Here is a 20,040-nt window from a genome sequence, read left to right as displayed (position 1 = left end):
CCCCGACGGTCCACGAGCGGGCACCGGGGACAATGGCGCCATGGCACGACGTACGAAGCAGGAGCCCCTCCCGGACGACTTCGAGGAGCACATCCTCGACACCGACATCCGCGACGAGATGCAGACGTCGTTCCTCGAGTACGCCTACTCGGTCATCTACTCCCGCGCGCTGCCCGACGCGCGCGACGGCCTCAAGCCGGTGCAGCGGCGCATCCTCTACACGATGGACGAGATGTCGCTGCGGCCCGACCGCGGGCACGTCAAGAGCGCCCGCGTCGTCGGTGAGGTCATGGGCCGCCTGCACCCGCACGGCGACGGAGCGATCTACGACGCGCTCGTCCGGATGGCGCAGCCGTGGTCGATGCGACTGCGGACCGTCGACGGCCACGGCAACTTCGGCTCGCCCGACGACTCCCCCGCCGCCATGCGCTACACCGAGTGCCGGATGGCGCCCGCGGCGGTGGCGATGACCGCCTCCATCGACGAGGACACGGTCGACTTCAAGCCCAACTACGACTCCCGCGAGATGGAGCCGGTCGTCCTGCCGGCAGCCATCCCGCACCTGCTCGTCAACGGGTCGGCCGGGATCGCGGTCGGGATGGCCACCAACATCGCGCCGCACAACCTCGTCGAGGTCGTCCAGGCGCTCAAGCACCTGATCACGCACCCGAAGGCGTCCCTCGACGACCTGATGCGCTTCGTCCCCGGCCCCGACCTGCCCACGGGCGGCAAGATCGTCGGCCTCGACGGTATCCGCGACGCCTACGAGACCGGGCGCGGCACCTTCAAGATGCGAGCGACCGCCCGGATCGAGTCGGTCACCGCGCGACGCAAGGGCATCGTCGTCACCGAGCTCCCCTACGGCGTCGGCACCGAGCGCGTCATGGACCAGATCAAGAAGCTCGTGCTCGCCAAGAAGCTGCAGGGCATCGCCGACATCAAGGACCTCAGCGACCGCGAGCACGGGCTGCGCCTGGTCATCGAGATCAAGAACGGCTTCGTCCCCGAGGCGATCCTCGAGCAGCTCTACCGCCAGACCGCGCTCGAGGACTCCTTCGGCATCAATGCCGTCGCGCTCGTCGACGGACAGCCGCGCACGCTGGGCCTGAAGGAGATGCTCGAGGTCTTCCTCGGCCACCGCTTCGACGTCGTACGCCGTCGCTCCGTCTTCCGCCGGGGGAAGGCCGCGGACCGGCTGCACCTCGTCGACGGCCTGCTCATCGCCATCCTCGACATCGACGAGGTCATCCAGGTCATCCGCGGCTCCGACAACGCGGCGGCGGCCAAGGAGCGCCTGATCGAGATCTTCGAGCTCTCCGAGGTGCAGGCCGACTACATCCTCGACATGCCGCTGCGGCGCCTCACGAAGTTCAGCAGGCTGGAGCTGGAGAAGGAGAAGAGCGAGCTCGAGCGCACGATCGAGCTCCTCGACGCGATCCTGGCCGACGAGAAGCTGCTCCGGAAGGTCGTCTCCGACGAGCTCACCGACGTCGCCAAGGAGCACGGCACCCCGCGTCGCACGGTCCTGCTCGGCGCGGCTCCCGCCGTCACGGCGGCGGTCGCGTCCGTCGAGGTCGCCGACGAGCCCTGCTACGTCCTGCTCTCCTCCAGCGGCCTCCTCGCCCGCACCCGGGACGCCGATCCGCCGGGCTCAGGCGGCGACCGGGCCAACCACGACGTCACCGTCTCCGTGGTCCGCACGACCAAGCGCGGCGAGATCGGCGTGGTCACCAACCGCGGGCGGGTGATGCGGCTCTCCGTGCTCGACCTGAGCAACGCGGAGCTGCCGCCCACGGCCAACGACCCCAACCTCCAGGGCACCCTGCCGCTCAGCGAGATGCTCGCCCTCGACCCCGGTGAGCGCGCCCTCGCACTCACCTCCCTGCCCACCGACGGCCCGGGCCTCGCCCTCGGCACCCGCGACGGCGTCGTGAAGCGGGTCAACCCCGAGGTGCTCAACCGCGACGAGTGGGAGGTCATCGGCCTCAAGGATGACGACGAGGTCGTCGGCGCGGTCGAGCTCGTCACCGGCGACGAGGAGCTCTGCTTCATCTCCTCCGACGCCCAACTGCTCCACTTCCCCGCCTCGGGCGTACGACCGCAGGGCCGCTCCGGCGGCGGCATGGCCGGCATGAAGCTCGGCGCGGGCCAGCGGGTGGCGTTCTTCGGCGCCTTCGTGCCCGAGGACGCGGTCGTCGTCACCGCCTCCGGCTCGTCCACGGCCCTGCCCGGCACCGAGGCCGGCGCCGTCAAGGTGACCCCGTTCAGCGAGTACCCCGGCAAGGGCCGCGCGACCGGCGGTGTGCGGAGCCACCGCTTCCTCAAGGGCGAGGACACCCTGGTCACCGCCTGGGCCGGGCCCGGTCCGGCCCGCGCCGCGGCGTCGAGCGGGGCGCCCGTCGACCTGCCCGAGGCCAACGGACGGCGCGACGGCTCGGGCGTCCCCGCACCGCAGCCCATCGCCGCGGTGGCGTCCCCGGTGTCCGCGCAGCTCGCGACGCGTGCGGCCGCGGCGGGCGCTGGCGAGGGTGGCGCAGCCGCCCCTGTGGAAGGCTGAGGTCATGCCTGCCCGCGCCCGCACCTCCGGACGACTCGCCACGACGCTCACCGCGGTCGTGCTCGCCCTCCCGGCGCTGTCCGCCTGCTCCGGTGACGCGGGCGGGAGCGAGGGTGGCGACGAGGGCCCCACGCCAGAGGAGGTGCTCGACCAGGCCGCGACCACGCTGACCGAGACGAGCGGCGTCGACCTCACCCTGTCCACGCCCTCCCTCCCCGACGGGGTCTCCGGCATCACCCAGGCCGCAGGCACGATCACGCAGGCGCCGGCCTTCGACGGCTCGATCACCGTGGTGTTCGCCGGCCAGACCGTCGACGTACCCGTCATCGCGGTCGACGACACGGTCTACGCCCAGCTGCCGTTCACCCCGGGCTGGAACGAGGTCAACCCCAAGGAGTACGGCGCCCCGGACCCCTCCAACCTCATCGGCGAGGACGGCTTCGCCGGGCTGCTGGGCCTCACCGAGTCGCCCGAGGCCGGCGAGAGCGTGCGCGGCGGCGCGGACAACAGCGAGATCCTCACCACCTACTCCGGCACCGTCCCCGGCGACGCGATGGACGCGATCATCCCCTCGTCGTCGGGCGACACCTTCGACGTCGAGTGGCAGGTCAGCGACGCCGGCGAGCTCCGCAAGGCGACGCTCACCGGCGTCTTCTACCCCCGCGCCGAGCCGATGACCTACACCGTCGACTTCGCCGACTACGGCACCGAGAAGGACATCACCGCGCCGTGAGCACCGCCACGGGCGAGGCCGCGGTCTCCCGCACCTCGCGGGCGCTGCTCGCCATGGCAGCCGTCGCCGTCGCCTTCGCGGCGGCCGACACCTACGTCGTCGTCCTGGCGCTCCCGGACATGATGACCGGGGTCGGGGTGCCGATCGACCAGCTCCAGCGCGCGGCGCCGATCGTCAGCGGCTTCCTGCTCGGCTACGTCGCGATGCTGCCGCTCATCGGCCGCATCGCCGACCTGCGCGGTCGCGTGCCCGTGCTGGTGATGGCGCTCGTGCTGTTCGCCCTGGGCTCCCTCATCACCACCGTCGCCTACGACATGCCGAGCATCGTCGCCGGCCGGTTCCTCCAGGGGGTCGGCGGCGGCGGCCTGGTGCCGGCCACGCTCGCGCTGGTCGCCGACCTCTACCCCGTCGAGCGCCGCGGCGTCCCGCTGGGCGTCGTGTCCGCCGTCCAGGAGATCGGGTCGGTGCTCGGCCCGCTCTTCGGGGCGGCGGTCCTCGCCGTCGCCGACTGGCGCGCGATCTTCGCGATCAACCTGGCGGTCGGCCTCGTGCTCGCCGCCGCCATCCGCGCCCTCGCACCGCACCAGCCGTCCGGGGCGGGCCGACGGCGGCCCGACCTCGTCGGCCTGCTGCTGCTCCTGACCACCTTCGCGTGCGCCGCGGTGGTCTTCCTGCGCCCGGCGCCGATGATGCGCGACCTGACGTGGGGGCAGCTGTTCATCCCCTTCGCCGGCGACGGACGCTGGCTCACCCCGGTCGGCGCCGCCACCGTCGTCTCGCTCGTGCTGCTGCTGGCCTGGTGCTGGTGGGCGCCGCGCCCCCTGCTCGACCTGCGCGGCTGGGCACGCGTGCTCGTCGACGCGGACCTGGTCGGTGCCCTGCTGCTCGCGGCGGCCCTCGGCGGGGTCATCCTCGCCTTCGCCACCGCCGACCCCAAGGTCGAGGTGTTCTCGCCCCAGGGCCGGTGGTACCTCCTCGGCGCCGTCGTCGCAGCCGCCGCCTTCACCTGGCACGTACGCCGCGCCGCCAGCCCCCTCGTCCCCCGCGGCGCGCTGCGTCGTACGCCGGCGTGGGGGGCGCTGCTGGTCAGCTTCTTCGTGGGTGCCGCGCTGATCGCCGCCCTCATCGACATCCCGCTGTTCGCCCGCACCACGGTCTACCCCGACGACCAGCTGCCCGCCGCGCTCGTACTGGTCCGCTTCCTGCTGGCCCTGCCGGTGGGCGCGGTCGCGGGCGGGTACCTGATCCGCTTCCTCTCCCCCGGCCTGGTGACCGCCGGCGGGATGCTGCTCGCCGCCACCGGGTTCGTGCTGATGACGCGCTGGGGTCTCACCACGATCGAGGAGCCGATCGCCAACCTCGCCCTCGTCACGGGCGGCCTCGGCTTCGGGCTCGCCCTGGCGCCGGTCAACGCCGCACTGCTCGCCTTCACCGACGACGACGTCCACGGCGTCGCCAGCGCCTTCGTGGTGGTCGCGCGGATGGTCGGCATGCTCGTGGGCATCTCCGCGCTCACCACCATCGGGCTGCGCCGCTACTACTCCGAGCAGCTCGCCGTGCCGCCGGTCCAGGAGGTGTGCGACGGCAAGAGCCGGTGCAAGGAGTTCTCCGACCTCCTCCGGGTCGCCGGCATCGCCCAGGAGCACGCGGTCTTCTGGGGCGCGGCCGGGTGCGCAGTCGTCGCCGCGGTCCTCGCGCTCGTGCTGTTCCGCGAGGTGCGCCCCACCCGGCTGGCGGCGCGAGACGTCTTCACCGGCCGTGCCTGAAGGGCGCTAACCTGCCGTTCGTGAGCGACTTCGACGACTTGTTGCAGGCCAACCGCGCGTTCGCGGACTCCTTCGACCTCGGCGGCTTCGACGGCAAGGCCCATGCCGGCATCGCCCTCGTCACGTGCATGGACTCGCGCATCGACCCGCTGGGCATGCTCGGGCTCAAGCACGGCGACGCCAAGATCTTCCGCAACCCCGGCGCGCGCGTGACCCCGCAGGCGCTCGAGGCGCTCGTCCTCGGCGTGCACCTGCTCAACGTGCAGCGCATCCTCGTGGTGCCGCACACCCGCTGCGCCATGGCGTCCGCCTCCGAGCAGGACCTGCGTGACAGGGTCGGCGAGTCCGCAGGCGTCGACGCCAGCTGGCAGTCCTTCGGGGTGGTCACCGACCAGCTCGAGCAGCTGCGCGAGGACGTCGCCAAGGTGCGCGCCCACCCGCTCGTCGGCGAGCGCGCCAAGGTCGGCGGCTTCCTCTACGACGTCGACTCGGGGTTGCTGACCGAGCACGCCTGAGCCCGGGCGGACGTCAGCGCTGCTCGGAGTCCGTGCGCCGCAGGTCGGCGGGCGGGTAGCGACGGCTGTCCTCGATGCCGTGCTTCACCGCCAGGCGGATGATCCAGTAGGACGCATACATGGCCACGGCCAGGACGACCAACGCCACGATTCCCCCGATGTCGAGCATGGGCGCACGCTAGCCGACCGATGGGCCGCGGATGCGGGTACGACCACATCCAGTACGGCGTGTCCCGCGCGTCACGCTGTACGACGTCGCGGTGAGGCGGCGGTTCCGGCCCCGGGGCAACGGGGCGCGCGGGCTCGACCAACGTAGGCAGTTCGGGATGCTGCGAGAGACGACCGCGCTCGGACAGCCGGAGATACAGGCGAACTGCCTACGTTCAGCGGGACGATGCGTGCACCATGAAGGCAGTTCGCCCACCCGACTTCGGGTCTCACGCTCAGCCAGCCGAGATCCGTTGCGAACTGCCTGCATGGTGCTCGCCCGGGGCCCGGCTCTCCGCCAGCGGGCCGCTGGTGTCAGGTCACGTTGCCGGCCATGAGCGCCCCATGATGATGCGGTCGGCCGAGAACCCGGGACCGATCACGGCCCAGCCACTCGAGCGGTACAAGCGCCGGGCCGGGTCCTCGGGATCCGACGAGGTCATGAGAACCCAGCGGTGGTGGCTGAGGCCGTCTGTGAGGGCGGTCAGGAGACGCCGTCCGACGCTCGCGCCACGTGCGGACTCTGCGACACCGATGCTCACCAGCTCGAAGTGCCCTCCCAGCCAGTCGGAAGCGACATCGGGGTGGAGCACCGTGGCCGCGGTGTCGGTCCACCACTGACCGTGCTCGCCCGTGTAGCCGTAGCCGAACCCGATGAGCCGTCCATGGGTGCGAGCGAGCGCGAGACGAAATCCCGACCGCGCCGAATGCCGGTCCCACACCTGGTGGCGCCACGTGTCGAGGTCGTCGAAGTCCTCGAAGACGGTGCGGTAGAGCGGCCACAGCTCATCGAGTACCACGCTCTCCGCAACCTGCTCGACGACTGCCACGTCGATGTCGGACATCAGGCGTCGAGCATCTCCACGTCGACCTCGTAGGCGCCCTGCACGATGAACTCCTTGCGCGGGGCGACGTCGGAGCCCATCAGCAGGTCGAAGACCTTGCTCGCCTCGTCGACGTCGTCGATGGTGAGCTTGCGGAGCGTGCGGTGGCGGGGGTCCATGGTGGTCTCGGCCAGCTGGTCGGCGTCCATCTCGCCGAGGCCCTTGTAGCGCTGGACCGGGTCCTTCCAGCGCACGTTCTTCTTCTTCAGCTCCGCGAGCTTGCGCTGCAGCTCGTCGTCGGAATAGGTGTAGATGTACTTGTCCATGCCCTTCTTCGGGTTGGACAGCTCGATGCGGTGCAGCGGCGGCACGGCCGAGAAGAGCCGCCCGTCACGCACCAGCTCGGGCATGTACTTGAAGAACAGGGTGGCGAGCAGGCACCGGATGTGTGCGCCGTCGGAGTCCGCGTCGGCCATCAGGATGATCCGGCCGTAGCGGGCCGCCTCGAGGTCGAACGTACGACCCGAGCCGGCGCCGACGACCTGGATGATCGAGGCGCACTCGGCGTTCTTGAGCATGTCGCCGACGGTGGCCTTCTGGACGTTGAGGATCTTGCCGCGGATCGGCAGCAGCGCCTGGAACTCGCTGCTCCGGGCGGCCTTGGCCGTGCCCATCGCCGAATCGCCCTCGACGATGAAGAGCTCGGTGCGCTCGGTGTCGGTGCTGCGGCAGTCGAAGAGCTTCGCCGGCAGCGCCGAGGACTCGAGGGCGTTCTTGCGGCGCTGGTTCTCCTTGTGCTGGCGCGCGGCGAGCCGGGTCTTCGACGCGCCCGCGACCTTCTCCATCAGCAGCTTGGCCTGCGCCTTCTCGGCGCGCTTGGTCGAGGTGAGGAACGCCTTGAGCTCGCCCGCCACCACCTTGCGTACGACGCCGCGCGCGGCCGGCGTACCGAGGATCTCCTTGGTCTGGCCCTCGAACTGCGGCTCGGCCAGGCGCACGGTCACCACCGCCGTCAGGCCCTCCATGACGTCGTCCTTGATGACGTCGGTGTCGGCGGCCTTGAGCACCTTGGCGCCGCGCATGGCGTCGTTGAAGGTCTTGGTGAGGGCGGCCTCGAAGCCACCCACGTGGGTCCCGCCCTTGGGCGTGGCGATCACGTTGACGAACGAGCGAAGCTCGGTGTCGTACGCCGTGTCCCACCGCACCGCGACGTCGACGGTGAGCTCGCGCTCGACCTCCTGCGGTGTCATGTGGCCCTTGTCGTCGAGCAGCGGCACCGTCTCGGTGAAGGTGTCGGTGCCCTGCAGGCGCAGGATGTCGGTGACCGGCTCGCCGTGCGAGAGGAACTCGACGAACTCCGCGATGCCACCGTCGTGGCGGAACTTCTCCTCGACCATCTCCTCGGTGCGCTGGTCGCGGATGACGAGCTCGAGGCCGGGGACGATGTAGGACGTCTGGCGGGCGCGGCCGATCAGGCCGTCCATCTCGAACCGTGCGTCCTTGGTGAAGATCTGCCGGTCGGGCCAGAAGCGGATCCGGGTGCCGGTCTTCCCCTTGGCGACCCGCTTGCCCTTGCGGGACAGGCCGGACTGCGGCGTGAACGACGCACCGGGCCCGTCGCCGTCGAAGACGCCGGGCACGCCCCGCTGGAAGGACAGGCCCTGCTGGGAGGGCGAGCGGTCGACGTCGATGTCCATCCGGGCAGACAGCGCGTTGACCACCGACAGGCCCACGCCGTGCAGGCCACCCGTGGCGACGTAGGAACCGCCGCCGAACTTGCCACCGGCGTGGAGCTTGGTGGCGACCACCTCGACGCCCGACAGGCCTGTCTTGGGCTCCTTGTCGGTCGGGATGCCGCGCCCGTCGTCGTACACCTCGACGGAGCCGTCGTCGTGGAGCGTGACCTCGACGCGGTGCGCGACCCCGGCCAGGGCCTCGTCCACGCCGTTGTCGATGATCTCCCAGAGGCAGTGCATCAGCCCGCGCGTGTCGGTCGAGCCGATGTACATGCCCGGTCGCTTGCGGACCGCGTCGAGCCCCTCGAGGACGAGGAGGTGTGCGGCGTTGTAGGTGTTGTCTGCCGGTGCTGCCACAAGGGAAGAACCTACCTGCGACACGCCGGACGCCGACGGAGGCACGCCTGCCCAGAGCCATGCATGCACAGGTCTAGCGTGGGGCACCGGACAGGTATCACTTCCGCAACGGCTCGTCCACGCTTGAGGACAACGCCAGCGAGGGAGAGTGTGACGTGATTGACTTGATGAGTTCTCGTACCTGAAACAGCAGCAGGGAATCTTTGCCCCACTGGCTACGTTGGGCCAGACACCGATGAACAGAAATGAGGCTGACGTGACCACTGCCACCGCACCCACCCAAGCCGTACTCACGGCTGGTGACCGCTGCGACCGCTGCGGCGCCCAGGCCTACCTGCGGGTGGAGCTCCAGACCGGCGGCGAGCTGCTGTTCTGCGCCCACCACGCTCGTGAGCACGGCGAGAAGCTCCGCGAGGTCGCTGCGACCGTCCACGACGAGACGCACAAGCTCGACACCCCGTCCGCGGGTAGCGAGGCCTGAGACACCACCGACCACCACCGACTCCCGAACGGCCCCGGACACGCTCTCCGGGGCCGTTCTGCGTCCCCACCCGTCCGCGCGTACGCCGTCTGGGAGGCTGTGCCCCGTGAGCGCCCTCGAGATCCTCGTCGCCCTCGCGATCGCCGTCGGCATCGCAGGCATCATCGTCCCCGTCCTGCCGGGCACGATCCTGGTGCTCGCCGCGATCCTGGTGTGGGCCCTCGAGATCGGTACGTCGACCGGCTGGGCGGTGTTCGCCGTCGCCACGCTGTTCCTCGTCGTCGGGTCGGTCGTGAAGTACCTCGTCCCCGGACGTCACCTCAAGGCCGCCGGCGTGCCGACGCGGACGCTCGTCGCGGGGGGCGTGCTGGCCTTCGTCGGCTTCTTCGTGGTCCCGGTCATCGGGATGTTCATCGGGTTCGTCCTCGGCGTCTACGTCGCGGAGCGGGCGCGCGTCGGCGGCGCGCTGGCGTGGCCCTCGACCAAGGGGGCGCTGCGCGCCGTGGGCGTGTCGATCATGATCGAGCTCGTCGCGGCCTTCCTCGCCGCGGTCGCGTGGGCGGCCGGCGTCGCCGCCACCTGAGGGCCGGGGCGCGGCCGCCGGTCCTCGCGATCAGACGCCGAGGCCCGACTCGATCGGCAGGCTCCACCTGCGGCGTTCGGGGGACCAGTCGACAACCGGGTGGGAGCCATCGGCCTGGTCGATCATCTTGACCGACACCCGCACCGAGTCGGGCTTGTCCAAGCACTCCCGGCTGATGCGCACGCGGAACGTGTTCTTGGCGCCCCACCGCAGCCGCGCGTCGTAGGGGCAGTCGACCCGCTCGTCGCTTCCGCGCCACCCTCGCGCTTCGGTGAGGACGTAGTCGGTGCCGTCGTTGAGCCCGCTGCTGAGGACGTACTCAGGACCCTTGGTGCCGCGGTCGGTGTCGAGGAAGACCGACACCGCTGCAGCGCTCGAGCGCGTCAGGTCGCGGAAGCGCACCTTGACCAGCACGTTGGCGGCTCCGTGCTTCGCACGCAGCGCACGGATGTCGGTGAGCGAGGCACTCGCGTCGGCCGGGTCGCTGGTGCTGTAGTACTCCGCGTGCGCCGGAGCGGCCGTGAGGGCGCCGAGCGCGAGGGCAGGGACGGCGATGAGTGAGATCCGAGTTCTCATGCATCGAGTGTGTCACCGTCCACCCCTGTCGCGTCCACCTACTTCCGGAGGTGGCCGGGTCTCCGGTGGCACGATGGCACCATGATGGCGGCCGGGCGCAGGAGCGTACGCCGCTCCGGCACGGTGCTGGTGCTCCTGGCGTGCGCCGTCCTCGCGGGCTGCAGCCGATCGGAGGCACCGCCCCCGCCGCCGCAGTCCCGGGCCCCGACGGGATCGGCTCCCGAGACCTCGACCGCCCCGACCCCGCGCGAGCGGCGTCCCTCCCCGGTGCGCCTCGCGGTCGCCGGCGACATCCACTTCGAGGGGGTGCTCGCCCCGCGCCTGCGCGACCCGGCCACCGCTCTGGCGCCCGCGTCCACGGCGCTTGCCGAGGCGGACCTGGCGATCGTCAACCTCGAGACCTCCGTCGGCTCGGGCGGGCGTCCCGAAGCGGGGAAGCGGTTCACGTTCTCCGCCGGTGCGTCGGCGTTCACGGCCCTCGCCGCAGCAGGCATCGACGTGGCGAGCATGGCCAACAACCACGCGGTCGACTTCGGCCGGGACCGGCTTGCCTCGACGCTGCGGGCGGCCCGACGCGCAGCCGCCGCGGACCCGCCGCTGGCCGTGGTCGGGATCGGTGCCGACGAGGACGAGGCCTTCACCCCGGCGGTCACCGACGTGGACGGCACGCGGGTGGCTGTCCTGGCCGCGTCGGCGGCCGACCAGGACCCGACCGCGGACCCCACTGCTGCATGGAATGCCGGTCCGGACAGGTCCGGCGTCGCCGGTGCGCTGGACCCCCGACGTCTGCTCCGCGAGGTCCGCCGGGCCGACCGCACCGCCGACGTCGTGGTCGTCCACCTCCACTGGGGCGTGCAGGGCGAGCAGTGCCCGTCCGACGACCAGCGCCTGCTGGCGCGTCGGCTCGTCGGGGCCGGCGCCGACGTCGTGGCGGGCAGCCATGCCCACGAGCTCCAGGGCGACGGTCGGCTCGGACCCGGCTACGTCGCCTACGGGCTGGGCAACTTCGCGTGGTACTCCCCCGGGCCCACCGGTGTGCTCACCCTCACGGTCCGTCCGCCGCGCGCGCCGGCAGGAAGGGCGGAGGTCACCGCATCCCGCTGGTGGCCCGCGACCATCGGCGCGGACGGGCTCGCCGCCCCCGACAGCGGTGCGGCAGCGGCGGCGTCACGCGATCAGCGGGTGGCGCTGCGGGAGTGCGCCGGGCTGGGCTGACGGGCCTCAGCGCGGAGCCAGCCACGCAGCGACGATCCGGCCCACCCGCTCGAGCTGCGCCGCTGACACGACCGCGAGCACGTCGCCGGCCGAGTGGTAGCCGGCGTACGGCGTCGACCCGAGCCGCGCGCCCGGCAGGCCGGCACGGACGAAGGACCAGTGGTCGCTGCTGCGCTGGCCGCCCTCCGCCACGGTCGCGGCGCCCGCACGGCGGGCCGCTGCCAGCAGCGTCTGCTGCACCGGGTCGGTGTCGTACGCGGAGCCGACGGGGACCCGGTCACCCACACCGACCCGGTCCAGCGACACCATGGCCCGCACCGCGCGACGTTCGGCGGGCTGCATCGCGGCGACGTAGCGTCGCGACCCGTAGTGGTGGTCCTCTGGAGCGCCGCGAGGCTCCTCGGCACCGAAGGCGACGTACACCGTCGGGAGGCGGGTGGTGCGCTGCGACGCCGCCTCGGCGACTGAGAGCATCGCCCCGACACCCGAGGCGTTGTCCTCCGCACCCGGCGCCTGCGGCACCGTGTCGAGGTGGGCGCCGACGACGAGGTGCGGCTCGGTCGGGTCGAAGCCGGGCGGGGTGGCGACCACGTTGACCGAACGCCCGGCCGGGACGGCGACGCCCCACGACTCCCCCGCCGGCACGTCCACGCGCTGCCGCTCGACCTCGTAGCCGAGCCGCGACAGCTCCGCGGAGACCCAGCGGGCAGCTCGCGCGTACGCCTCCCCCGTTGCCTCGCGCGGACCGATCCGCCCGGCGAGGTGGCGCACCGCCCGCACCGCGACCGTCCGGTCGACGTCGTCCGCGGACAGCGGCTCGTCTGCGGTCTCCTCGGGCGTCTCCGGCGCCGACGGGGGCGATCCGGTCGGCTCCTCACCTGGCTCGTCGGCCGGCTCCTCGTCGGGCGGCGTGGTCCCCCCGCCCGTGCCGTCGGCCGCCGCTCCGGGCTCCTCAGGCTCCGGCTGCTCCGTCGAGCACCCGCCCGTCACCAGCAGCGCGAAGGCTGCAGCCCCCGCCCACCGTCGACCAGCGCGCCCCGTCGTCACGCCCCCACCCTGCCAGCCCCGGCCACGGCCGGCGACGTCGAAATGACGAGCAGCGCCGCCCCGGAGGGCGACGCTGCTCGTCAGCTGCGAGGTGAGCGAGCGCTCAGTCGAGGTAGTCGCGCAGGACCTGCGACCGGCTCGGGTGGCGCAGCTTGGACATCGTCTTCGACTCGATCTGACGGATCCGCTCGCGGGTCACGCCGTAGACCTTGCCGATCTCGTCGAGGGTCTTCGGCTGGCCGTCGGTGAGGCCGAACCGCATCGAGACCACGCCGGCCTCGCGCTCGGAGAGCGTGTCGAGCACCGCGTGCAGCTGCTCCTGGAGCAGCGTGAACGACACCGCGTCCGCGGGGACGATGGCCTCGGAGTCCTCGATGAGGTCACCGAACTCGGAGTCGCCGTCCTCGCCGAGCGGGGTGTGGAGCGAGATCGGCTCACGGCCGTACTTCTGGACCTCGATGACCTTCTCGGGGGTCATGTCGAGCTCCTTGGCGAGCTCCTCCGGGGTGGGCTCACGGCCCAGGTCCTGGAGCATCTGCCGCTGCACGCGAGCGAGCTTGTTGATGACCTCGACCATGTGCACCGGGATGCGGATGGTCCGGGCCTGGTCGGCCATCGCGCGGGTGATGGCCTGACGGATCCACCACGTGGCGTAGGTCGAGAACTTGTAGCCCTTGGTGTAGTCGAACTTCTCGACCGCACGGATCAGGCCGAGGTTGCCCTCCTGGATCAGGTCGAGGAAGAGCATGCCGCGACCGGTGTAGCGCTTGGCCAGCGAGACGACGAGTCGCAGGTTGGCCTCGAGCAGGTGGTTCTTCGCCCGGCGCCCGTCCTCGGCGATCCACTCGTACTCCTCGAGCATCTTCGGGCTGATCCGGCCGCCCTTGGCGAGCTTCTCCTCCGAGAACAGGCCGGCCTCGATCCGCTTGGCGAGCTCGACCTCCATCTCGGCGTTGAGGAGCGGGACCTTGCCGATCTGCTTGAGGTAGTCCTTGACCGGGTCGGCGGTCGCACCGGCGACCATGACCTGCTGCTCCGGCTCGTCGGTCTCGTCGGCCGCGGAGACGGTGAAGGCCTGCTTCTCGTCCTCCTTGATCGTCGGGTCCTTGGCGACGTCCTTCTCGAACTCGGCGTCGGGGATGTCGGGCAGGACCTTCTTGCCGTCCGGGCCGATCACCGGCGCCTCGACGGTGCCGAGGTCGACGACCTCGTCGCCGGTGGACGACGCAGCCTTCTTGGCAGCCGCCTTCTTCGCCGGTGCCGCGGTCTTGGCGGCGGGAGAGGCGGTGGCCTTCTTGGCGGCCGCCTTCTTCGCCGGGGCCTTCTTCGCAGCGGACGACGTCGCGGCCCGCTTGCTCGTGGCGGCGACCGCGCGCATTCCTGCGGCGTCGATCTGCACCGAGATCCCGAGGCCGCTGAGGTGCACCAGCAGCGCCTTCAGGTGCCGGGGCTCGACCCCGGCCTCCTCACTGGCGCGCCGTACGTCCTCGGGGGACACGGTGCCGGTGGGGGCAGCGCCGGCGACCAGGGCAGCGATGGAGGGGTGCGTGAGCACCTCTGCGGGGAGCAACTTGCGTGCGTGTGAGGACACGAACACCTCTCGTCGAACAGCTTCGGGGCGCGGCGAGGCCCGGTGACGTCAAGAGCCGCGCGGTCATTCTGCCACGGCCGTCCAGATGGTCCGACATCCGGCTCCCCTCGGCGCGTGTCCACGACCGTCGGCACGCCCGGGCGGCACTCGAGGTCAGTCCGTGGCCTTCGCGGCGGCCTTCTTGGCCTTCTTGAAGTCGCGCACCTTCTGCAGCGACTCGGCGTCCACGACGTCGGCGACGGAGCGGTGCCCCTCGAGGGCATAGTCACCGACGACGGCCTCCCAACCCTCGGGTCGTACGTCGAGCTGCTTGGCGAGGAGAGCGACGAAGATCTGCGCCTTCTGCTTGCCGAACCCCGGCAGCGCCATCACCCGCTTGAGCAGGTCCTTGCCGTCGGCGGCCTCGGTCCAGAGCCGCGACGCGTCGCCGCCGTAGGTCTCCTCCACGATGCGAGCCAGCTCCTGCAGCCGCGCCGCCATGGAGCCCGGGAAGCGGTGGATCGCCGGCGGGGTGGAGGCCATGGCCGCGAACTCCTCCGGGTCGGCCGCCGCGATCGCCTCGGGCTCGACCGTGCCGAAGCGGTCCAGGACCTTGGCCGGCCCGCGGAAGGCGTGCTCCATCGGGTACTGCTGGTCGAGCATCATGCCCGCCAGCAGCGCGAACGCGGAGTCGTCGAGAACCTTGTCGGCGGCGGGGTCGCCCGTGATCTGGAAGCCCATGGGGCCATCCTGCCCGACGGACGCCGCGCCGCGGCTCGCGCACGCGCGCGAACCGCTCGAGGTCAGGGAGCTGCTACTGCGCCTTGACCGCCAGGACCGGGCACGGGGCGTCGAGGAGAACGCGCTGGGCGTTGCTGCCCAGGATGAGCTTGCCGACGGGCGAGCGGCGTCGCAGGCCGATCACGAGCAGCTCCGCACCGTTGGCCTCGGCGATGCTGATCAGGTCCTCGGCAGGCTCGAAGCCCCGCACGAGCTGGCGCACGTCGTGCTCGACGCCGGCCTCCTGGAGCCGCTTCTGGATCCCGGTCAGGTCGTCCTCGGAGGAGCGGGCAGCCGAACCGTCGAACTCCTGGCCTCCCCGGTGGGAGTTCACCACGACCAGCTTGCTGCCGCGCAGCTTCGCCTCGTTGATGCCGGCTTCGAGAGCCGCTTCACCCTCCGGCTTGGGGACGTACCCGACGACGACGGTGCCCATGGTGTCTCCTCTCGTGGCCACGACGCCTCGCCGCTGGCCTGCTGGCACCGTAACGGAAACCACAGTCCTTGGGCAGCCTGTGGAGGGGTGGGTCGGATGCTCCGCACTGGGGCAGGCTGGAGGGGTGGCCCCACCGCTCGCGCCCCAACCCTCACTTCAGGCGCCCGTCGACCAGCACACGCACGCCGTCCTGCGAGCGGCCACGCTCGAGCTGGTCGAGAGCGAGGGCCGACGCCGCTTCCCGGTCGCGGTCCACGCCGGGGTGCCGGGACGCAGCGTCCGGCACGTCGAGGACCCGCCCCTGCCCGACGCCGGGCTGCGGGCCGACGTCGTCCTCGCGCTGCTGCGGGCCTCGTCCGCCCTCGTCCCCCGCCCCGCGTTGTGGCTGACCCGTCCGGGCCAGCTCACCCCGCACGACGACGACCTGCGCTGGCTCGGGCCCGCCGCCTGGGCCGCTCGCGCGTTGGGTATGCCCGTCGGCCTGGTCGTCGTGACCAGGCGCGGGTGGTTCGACCCGGTCAGCGACGTACGCCGGGAGTGGCGCCGGCTGCGACCCCGACCGGTGGGGTCCCGCACCTGACAGCGCAGGCGGCGGAGGTCAGTCCCAGGTGTGGACGGGCTCGTTGGTGTGCATCCGCTCGCGGTAGTCGAGGAGCGTGGCCCGGAGGGCGTCGTAGCGGTCCACTCCCCCACGCTCGCGGACGCGGTCGACGAACCACCCCGCACCGCTGGCCTCGGTCTGGCAGCGCTGCTCGATGATGCCGAGGTAGCGGTCGCTCTCCTCGGACGGGACCCCCCAGGAGTCGAGGCCGGCGCGCGCCATGGGGAGCAGCCGTCGCAGCACCAGCTCGGTGGCCCGGACCTGGCCGAGGCCCGGCCAGTAGACCTGCGCGTCGACGCCCATCTGGGCGGCGACGTGGAAGTTCTCCTCGGCTGCGGAGAACGACATCTGCGACCACAGCGGCCGCTCGCTCTCGACGAGGTAGCGGACCAGCCCGAACCAGAGCGCGGCGTTGGCGATCGTGTCGGCGACGGTCGGGCCGGCGGCGAGCAGCCGGTTCTCCACGCGCAGGTGGGGAATGCCCTGCGAGATGTCGTAGACCGGACGGTTCCAGCGGTAGATCGTGCCGTTGTGGAGCTTGAGCTCGTGGAGGGCGGGCGTGCCGCCGGACTCGAGCACCTCGAGCGGGTCCTCGTCGTCGGTCACCGGGAGCAGTGCGGGGAAGTAGCGGACGTTCTCCTCGAACAGGTCGAACACCGAGGTGATCCACCGCTCGCCGAACCACACCCGCGGCCGGACGCCCTGGGCCTTGAGCTCCTCGCTGCGGGTGTCGGTGGCCTGCTCGAAGAGCGGGATGCGGGTCTCGCGCCAGAGCTCCTTGCCGAGCAGGTAGGGCGAGTTGGCCGACACAGCCAGCTGCACGCCCGCGATCGCCTGGGCGGCGTTCCAGTGGGCGGCGAACTGGTCGGGCGAGGTCTGCACGTGGAACTGGGTGCTGGTGCAGGCAGCCTCCGGGACGATCGAGTCCGCGGTCGTGGTGAGGCGCTCCTTGCCAGAGATGCTGATCGTGATGTCCTCGCCCCGAGCGGCGAGGATCTGCTCCGAGAGCAGCTTGTAGCGCGGGTTGGAGCTCAGGGAGGACACGTTCATGTGGCCCTCGGCGAGGGTCGGGAGGATCCCGATCATCACCTGGTGCGCTCCGACCTTCGAGCCCTTCTCCTCGGCGTAGTTGAGCGAGCGACGCAGGCTGTCCTCGAACTTGGAGAGGCCACCCTCACGCAGCTTGGCCGGGGCCACGTTGATCTCGATGTTGAACTGGCCGAGCTCGGTCTGGAAGTCAGGGTCGGCGATGGCCTCGAGGACCTCGGCGTTCTTCAGGGCCGGGTCGCCCGCGTCGTCGATGAGGTTGAGCTCCATCTCGAGGCCGGTCATCGGGTCGTCGGTCTCGAACGCAGCCTCGCGCAGCATGCGGGCGAACACGTCGAGGTTGCGGCGCACCTTCTCGCGGTGGCGCGTCCGGTCGGCTCGACTGAACTCCTGCTGGTCGACCTCTTCACCCATGACGGCACCCTAGTCACGGCGGCACCGCGCGGGAACCGTCCGGAGGGCTGGTCTCACGCCGCCGGGTCGCCGCTCGCGTCGAGCCCGGGCTGCAGGGTCGCCCACGCGTCCGGCGGGGTCGCCGATTCCAGCAGCTGGACCACGAGGCCGGCCAGCGAGTGGGCCGGCTCGCTCTCGCGGCACCGGTCGACCGCACACCACGACAGCGCGCCGTCCCCGACGAGCCACGCCGCGAACGCCAGGACGGCAGCGGCACCGGCGACGTGGGTCGCGGGCAGCCGGCGCACCGCGTCGGACCAGAGCTCCACGGCACCGCGGGCGTCCGCGCGGTCGAGCCACACCCACGCCTCGTCGCGACGCTCACCCGTGCGCACCGTCACTGCGACAGCCGCCAGCTCGGGAGCCGAGAAGGTGGTCCGGTCGCCGAGGTGGCGACGTACCAGTGCCCGCAGGCCACCCGCGGGCAGCGGCGTCGCGTCCGCCAGGAGGGGCCCGCTCCGTCCCACCGCCGCCAGGTCGGGCGCGAGGGTCTCGCGCAGCTCCTCGCGGCTGGCGTGGGTCACCCGCCCCTCGAAGACCGCCTGCGCCGTGAACGGGTGCTCGGCGAGGGTGAACCGGACGCCCCGGTAGGCGGCGAGCGGAGCGCCCGGCAGCACGGCGTACCAGTGGTCGTCGTGGACGCGCAGCACCTCGCGCACGGCGATCCCGGCCGCGGTGAACTCCTCGTGGACCGACCAGGCCGCCTCGTCGGCGACCGTCGTGTCGTCGTCGTAGACCACGACGACGACGTCGCGCACACCGTTGCGCCTGGCCGGCCGCAGGAGCGCCTCGACCACGTCGTCGACGTCGTCGGGGTCGTGGGGTAGGTCGACGCGGGCGTGCATGCCGCCGGAGGCACCGACGCTCACGACGACGACCGAACGCTGCGGCACGAAGCCCATCGCAAGGGGCACGAAGGCGGCGACGTCGCCCGGCGTGCGCACGCGCAGCGTGGTGGGGCCGCCGGACGGCGAGGGAGGGGTGGTGGACGGGGGGACGGGGACGAGCTCGTGGGGTTCCATGACCACGACGCTTCCCGGCAGCACCGACCCTCCACGCTCGGCCAGGCATCGACCTGTGGAGAAGCGGCGGTTCGGGTCGCCTGTGGACGGTTCGTGGCGTGCGGCCGGGGCGGAGCGCTCCCCGGCCGCCCACCCCGATGCGGGAGGATGAGGCTGTGACGCTGCTGCCCGCTCCCGGCCCGACCGGCTGATGCGCGACACCGCGTCGATCCTCCACCTGGACCTGGACGCCTTCTTCGCCGCCGTCGAGCAGCGCGACAAGCCATCACTGCGGGGCAAGCCGGTGATCGTCGGCGGCACCGGCGGCCGGGGCGTGGTGTCCACGGCGTCGTACGAGGCGCGCCGCTACGGCGTGGGGTCCGCGATGTCCGGGCGCGAGGCGCGGGCGCGCTGCCCGCACGCGGCGTTCCTGAGCGGCCGTTTCCACGCCTACCGCGCGACCAGCAAGCAGGTCATGCAGGTGCTCCGCGACCTCTCCCCCCTCGTCGAGCCGCTCTCGCTGGACGAGGCGTTCGTCGACCTCGCCGCCGCCGGCCTGCCCGACCTCGAGGTCGACACCGTCACCGCGGCCGGTGCCGAGCTGCGGCGACGCGTGCAGGAGGTCACGGGCGGGCTCACCGCGACGGTCGGCATCGCGTCGTCGAAGTTCCTCGCCAAGGTCGCCAGCGAGCTCGACAAGCCCGACGGCATGACCGTGGTTCCTCCCGGCACCGAGCTCGACCTGCTCCGGCCGATGAAGGTGAAGGTGATCCCCGGCGTCGGCCCCGCCACCGCCGAGCGCCTGCGTCGCGCCGGCATCCACACCGTCGCCGAGCTCGAGGCGGTCAGCGAGGACGAGCTGGTGCGACTGCTCGGCCAGGCGCAGGGGCACGGGCTGTGGCAGCTGGCACGGGCCCAGGACTCGCGCCCGGTCGTCGCCGAGCGGGAGGCGAAGTCGATCAGCGTCGAGGGCACCTATGACTCCGACCTCACCGACCGGAGGCTGATGGAGGGCCTGCTGACGCGGCAGGCGCGCGAGGTGGGCACGCGCATGCGCAAGAACGGACACTCCGGTCGGACCGTCACCATCAAGGTCCGCCTCTACGACTTCACCACGCTCAGTCGGTCGAGCACGCTCACGAGCCCGACCGACGACGGCGCGACCATCGCCCGGGTCGCCCGCGCGCTGCTGGCGGACCTCGACACCACCGGCGGCGTACGGCTCCTGGGTGTCGGCGTGTCCGGGCTCGCGGACTGGGTGCAGGAGGACCTCTTCGGCGAGAGCGGAGAGGACGAGGAGGTCGAGGTGGTGATCCCCGAGCCGCCGCGACGCACCTGGCCACCTGGCGCCGACGTCGTGCACGACGAGATGGGTGCGGGCTGGGTGTGGGGCTCCGGCGCCGGGGTCGTGACCGTGCGCTTCGAGACCGCCGACACCCCACCCGGCCCGGTGCGCAGCTTCCGCGCCGACGACCCGGCCCTGCGCCGCTTCGAGCCACCGGCCGAGGACTGACGCACGCCGTACGCCGTCTCGTCGGCCGCCGGCCACCGGCAC

Annotated in this window: 19 protein-coding genes; 9 read left to right on the top strand and 10 right to left on the bottom strand. The window is 72.0% G+C overall.

Annotation, left to right across the window (positions count from 1 at the left end):
• Positions 1–40 precede the first annotated feature (40 nt).
• The 4 genes from ACNKF0_RS10870 to ACNKF0_RS10855 are packed head-to-tail and all read left to right on the top strand — an operon-like array spanning position 41 to position 5,571.
• Positions 41–2,557: a DNA gyrase/topoisomerase IV subunit A gene (locus ACNKF0_RS10870; protein WP_416958285.1), complete on the top strand. Its 2,517-nt coding sequence runs from the start codon at positions 41–43 to the stop codon at positions 2,555–2,557.
• 4 nt (positions 2,558–2,561) lie between these two features.
• A complete protein-coding gene (locus tag ACNKF0_RS10865) occupies positions 2,562–3,290 on the top strand; it encodes an LppX_LprAFG lipoprotein (protein WP_299929711.1) in 729 nt (242 codons plus the stop codon).
• Complete coding sequence (locus ACNKF0_RS10860; RefSeq protein WP_299929714.1) at positions 3,287–5,056, top strand: MFS transporter; 1,770 nt, start codon at positions 3,287–3,289, stop codon at positions 5,054–5,056. Before ACNKF0_RS10865 ends, ACNKF0_RS10860 begins: the two co-directional genes overlap by 4 nt.
• A gap of 20 nt (positions 5,057–5,076) precedes the next feature.
• A complete protein-coding gene (locus ACNKF0_RS10855) occupies positions 5,077–5,571 on the top strand; it encodes a beta-class carbonic anhydrase (protein ID WP_416958282.1) in 495 nt (164 codons plus the stop codon).
• Positions 5,572–5,584: 13 nt separating this feature from the next.
• Here ACNKF0_RS10855 and ACNKF0_RS10850 read toward each other — a convergent pair whose 3' ends face one another.
• The 3 genes from ACNKF0_RS10850 to ACNKF0_RS10840 form a co-directional block, all read right to left on the bottom strand.
• Positions 5,585–5,740: a hypothetical protein gene (locus tag ACNKF0_RS10850; protein WP_299929720.1), complete on the bottom strand. Its 156-nt coding sequence runs from the start codon at positions 5,738–5,740 to the stop codon at positions 5,585–5,587.
• Positions 5,741–6,098: 358 nt separating this feature from the next.
• Positions 6,099–6,623 carry a GNAT family N-acetyltransferase gene (locus ACNKF0_RS10845; RefSeq protein ID WP_416958280.1) on the bottom strand — a complete coding sequence of 175 codons (525 nt, stop codon included), beginning with the start codon at positions 6,621–6,623 and terminating at the stop codon, positions 6,099–6,101.
• Complete coding sequence (locus tag ACNKF0_RS10840; protein WP_416958278.1) at positions 6,623–8,695, bottom strand: DNA gyrase/topoisomerase IV subunit B; 2,073 nt, start codon at positions 8,693–8,695, stop codon at positions 6,623–6,625. The genes ACNKF0_RS10845 and ACNKF0_RS10840 overlap by 1 nt, the downstream gene beginning before the upstream one ends.
• A 235-nt stretch (positions 8,696–8,930) precedes the next feature.
• On the opposite strand from ACNKF0_RS10840, the gene ACNKF0_RS10835 reads away from it, so the two are divergent.
• Together ACNKF0_RS10835 and ACNKF0_RS10830 are read left to right on the top strand one after the other, a co-directional pair.
• Positions 8,931–9,176 carry a DUF7455 domain-containing protein gene (locus tag ACNKF0_RS10835; RefSeq protein WP_299929729.1) on the top strand — a complete coding sequence of 82 codons (246 nt, stop codon included), beginning with the start codon at positions 8,931–8,933 and terminating at the stop codon, positions 9,174–9,176.
• Between the two features lie 106 nt (positions 9,177–9,282).
• Positions 9,283–9,759 carry a DUF456 domain-containing protein gene (locus ACNKF0_RS10830; protein WP_416958276.1) on the top strand — a complete coding sequence of 159 codons (477 nt, stop codon included), beginning with the start codon at positions 9,283–9,285 and terminating at the stop codon, positions 9,757–9,759.
• A gap of 30 nt (positions 9,760–9,789) precedes the next feature.
• Here ACNKF0_RS10830 and ACNKF0_RS10825 read toward each other — a convergent pair whose 3' ends face one another.
• Entirely contained in the window at positions 9,790–10,335 is a 546-nt protein-coding gene (locus ACNKF0_RS10825) for a hypothetical protein (protein ID WP_299929735.1), read from the bottom strand.
• 81 nt (positions 10,336–10,416) lie between these two features.
• Between ACNKF0_RS10825 and ACNKF0_RS10820 the strand changes: the two genes are divergently transcribed.
• Complete coding sequence (locus ACNKF0_RS10820; protein WP_416958274.1) at positions 10,417–11,550, top strand: CapA family protein; 1,134 nt, start codon at positions 10,417–10,419, stop codon at positions 11,548–11,550.
• A 6-nt stretch (positions 11,551–11,556) separates the two neighbouring features.
• Here the strand turns inward: ACNKF0_RS10820 and ACNKF0_RS10815 are convergent, their stop codons facing one another.
• The 4 genes from ACNKF0_RS10815 to ACNKF0_RS10800 all read right to left on the bottom strand — a co-directional run bounded on the left by ACNKF0_RS10815 (position 11,557) and on the right by ACNKF0_RS10800 (position 15,383).
• Complete coding sequence (locus ACNKF0_RS10815) at positions 11,557–12,597, bottom strand: M28 family metallopeptidase (RefSeq protein WP_416958272.1); 1,041 nt, start codon at positions 12,595–12,597, stop codon at positions 11,557–11,559.
• Positions 12,598–12,700: 103 nt separating this feature from the next.
• A complete protein-coding gene (locus ACNKF0_RS10810; protein WP_416958270.1) occupies positions 12,701–14,188 on the bottom strand; it encodes an RNA polymerase sigma factor in 1,488 nt (495 codons plus the stop codon).
• A gap of 153 nt (positions 14,189–14,341) precedes the next feature.
• A complete protein-coding gene (locus ACNKF0_RS10805; protein ID WP_299929744.1) occupies positions 14,342–14,908 on the bottom strand; it encodes an HhH-GPD-type base excision DNA repair protein in 567 nt (188 codons plus the stop codon).
• A 73-nt stretch (positions 14,909–14,981) separates the two neighbouring features.
• Entirely contained in the window at positions 14,982–15,383 is a 402-nt protein-coding gene (locus ACNKF0_RS10800; RefSeq protein WP_299929747.1) for a universal stress protein, read from the bottom strand.
• Between the two features lie 124 nt (positions 15,384–15,507).
• Here ACNKF0_RS10800 and ACNKF0_RS10795 point away from each other — a divergent pair, with 124 nt between their 5' ends.
• Entirely contained in the window at positions 15,508–15,963 is a 456-nt protein-coding gene (locus ACNKF0_RS10795) for a hypothetical protein (RefSeq protein ID WP_416958267.1), read from the top strand.
• Positions 15,964–15,981: 18 nt separating this feature from the next.
• Here the strand turns inward: ACNKF0_RS10795 and ACNKF0_RS10790 are convergent, their stop codons facing one another.
• Together ACNKF0_RS10790 and ACNKF0_RS10785 are read right to left on the bottom strand one after the other, a co-directional pair.
• Entirely contained in the window at positions 15,982–17,445 is a 1,464-nt protein-coding gene (locus ACNKF0_RS10790; RefSeq protein WP_416958265.1) for a glutamate-cysteine ligase family protein, read from the bottom strand.
• 53 nt (positions 17,446–17,498) lie between these two features.
• Complete coding sequence (locus tag ACNKF0_RS10785) at positions 17,499–18,506, bottom strand: DUF4192 family protein (protein WP_416958263.1); 1,008 nt, start codon at positions 18,504–18,506, stop codon at positions 17,499–17,501.
• 190 nt (positions 18,507–18,696) lie between these two features.
• Between ACNKF0_RS10785 and ACNKF0_RS10780 the strand changes: the two genes are divergently transcribed.
• Positions 18,697–19,998, top strand: coding sequence for a DNA polymerase IV (locus ACNKF0_RS10780; protein ID WP_416958261.1), 1,302 nt, complete (start codon positions 18,697–18,699; stop codon positions 19,996–19,998).
• Positions 19,999–20,040: the final 42 nt, after the last annotated feature.

The organism is Nocardioides sp. T5, from assembly GCF_048161455.1.
GTDB lineage: Bacteria > Actinomycetota > Actinomycetes > Propionibacteriales > Nocardioidaceae > Nocardioides.
This window is presented reverse-complemented; position numbering and strand designations above follow the sequence as displayed.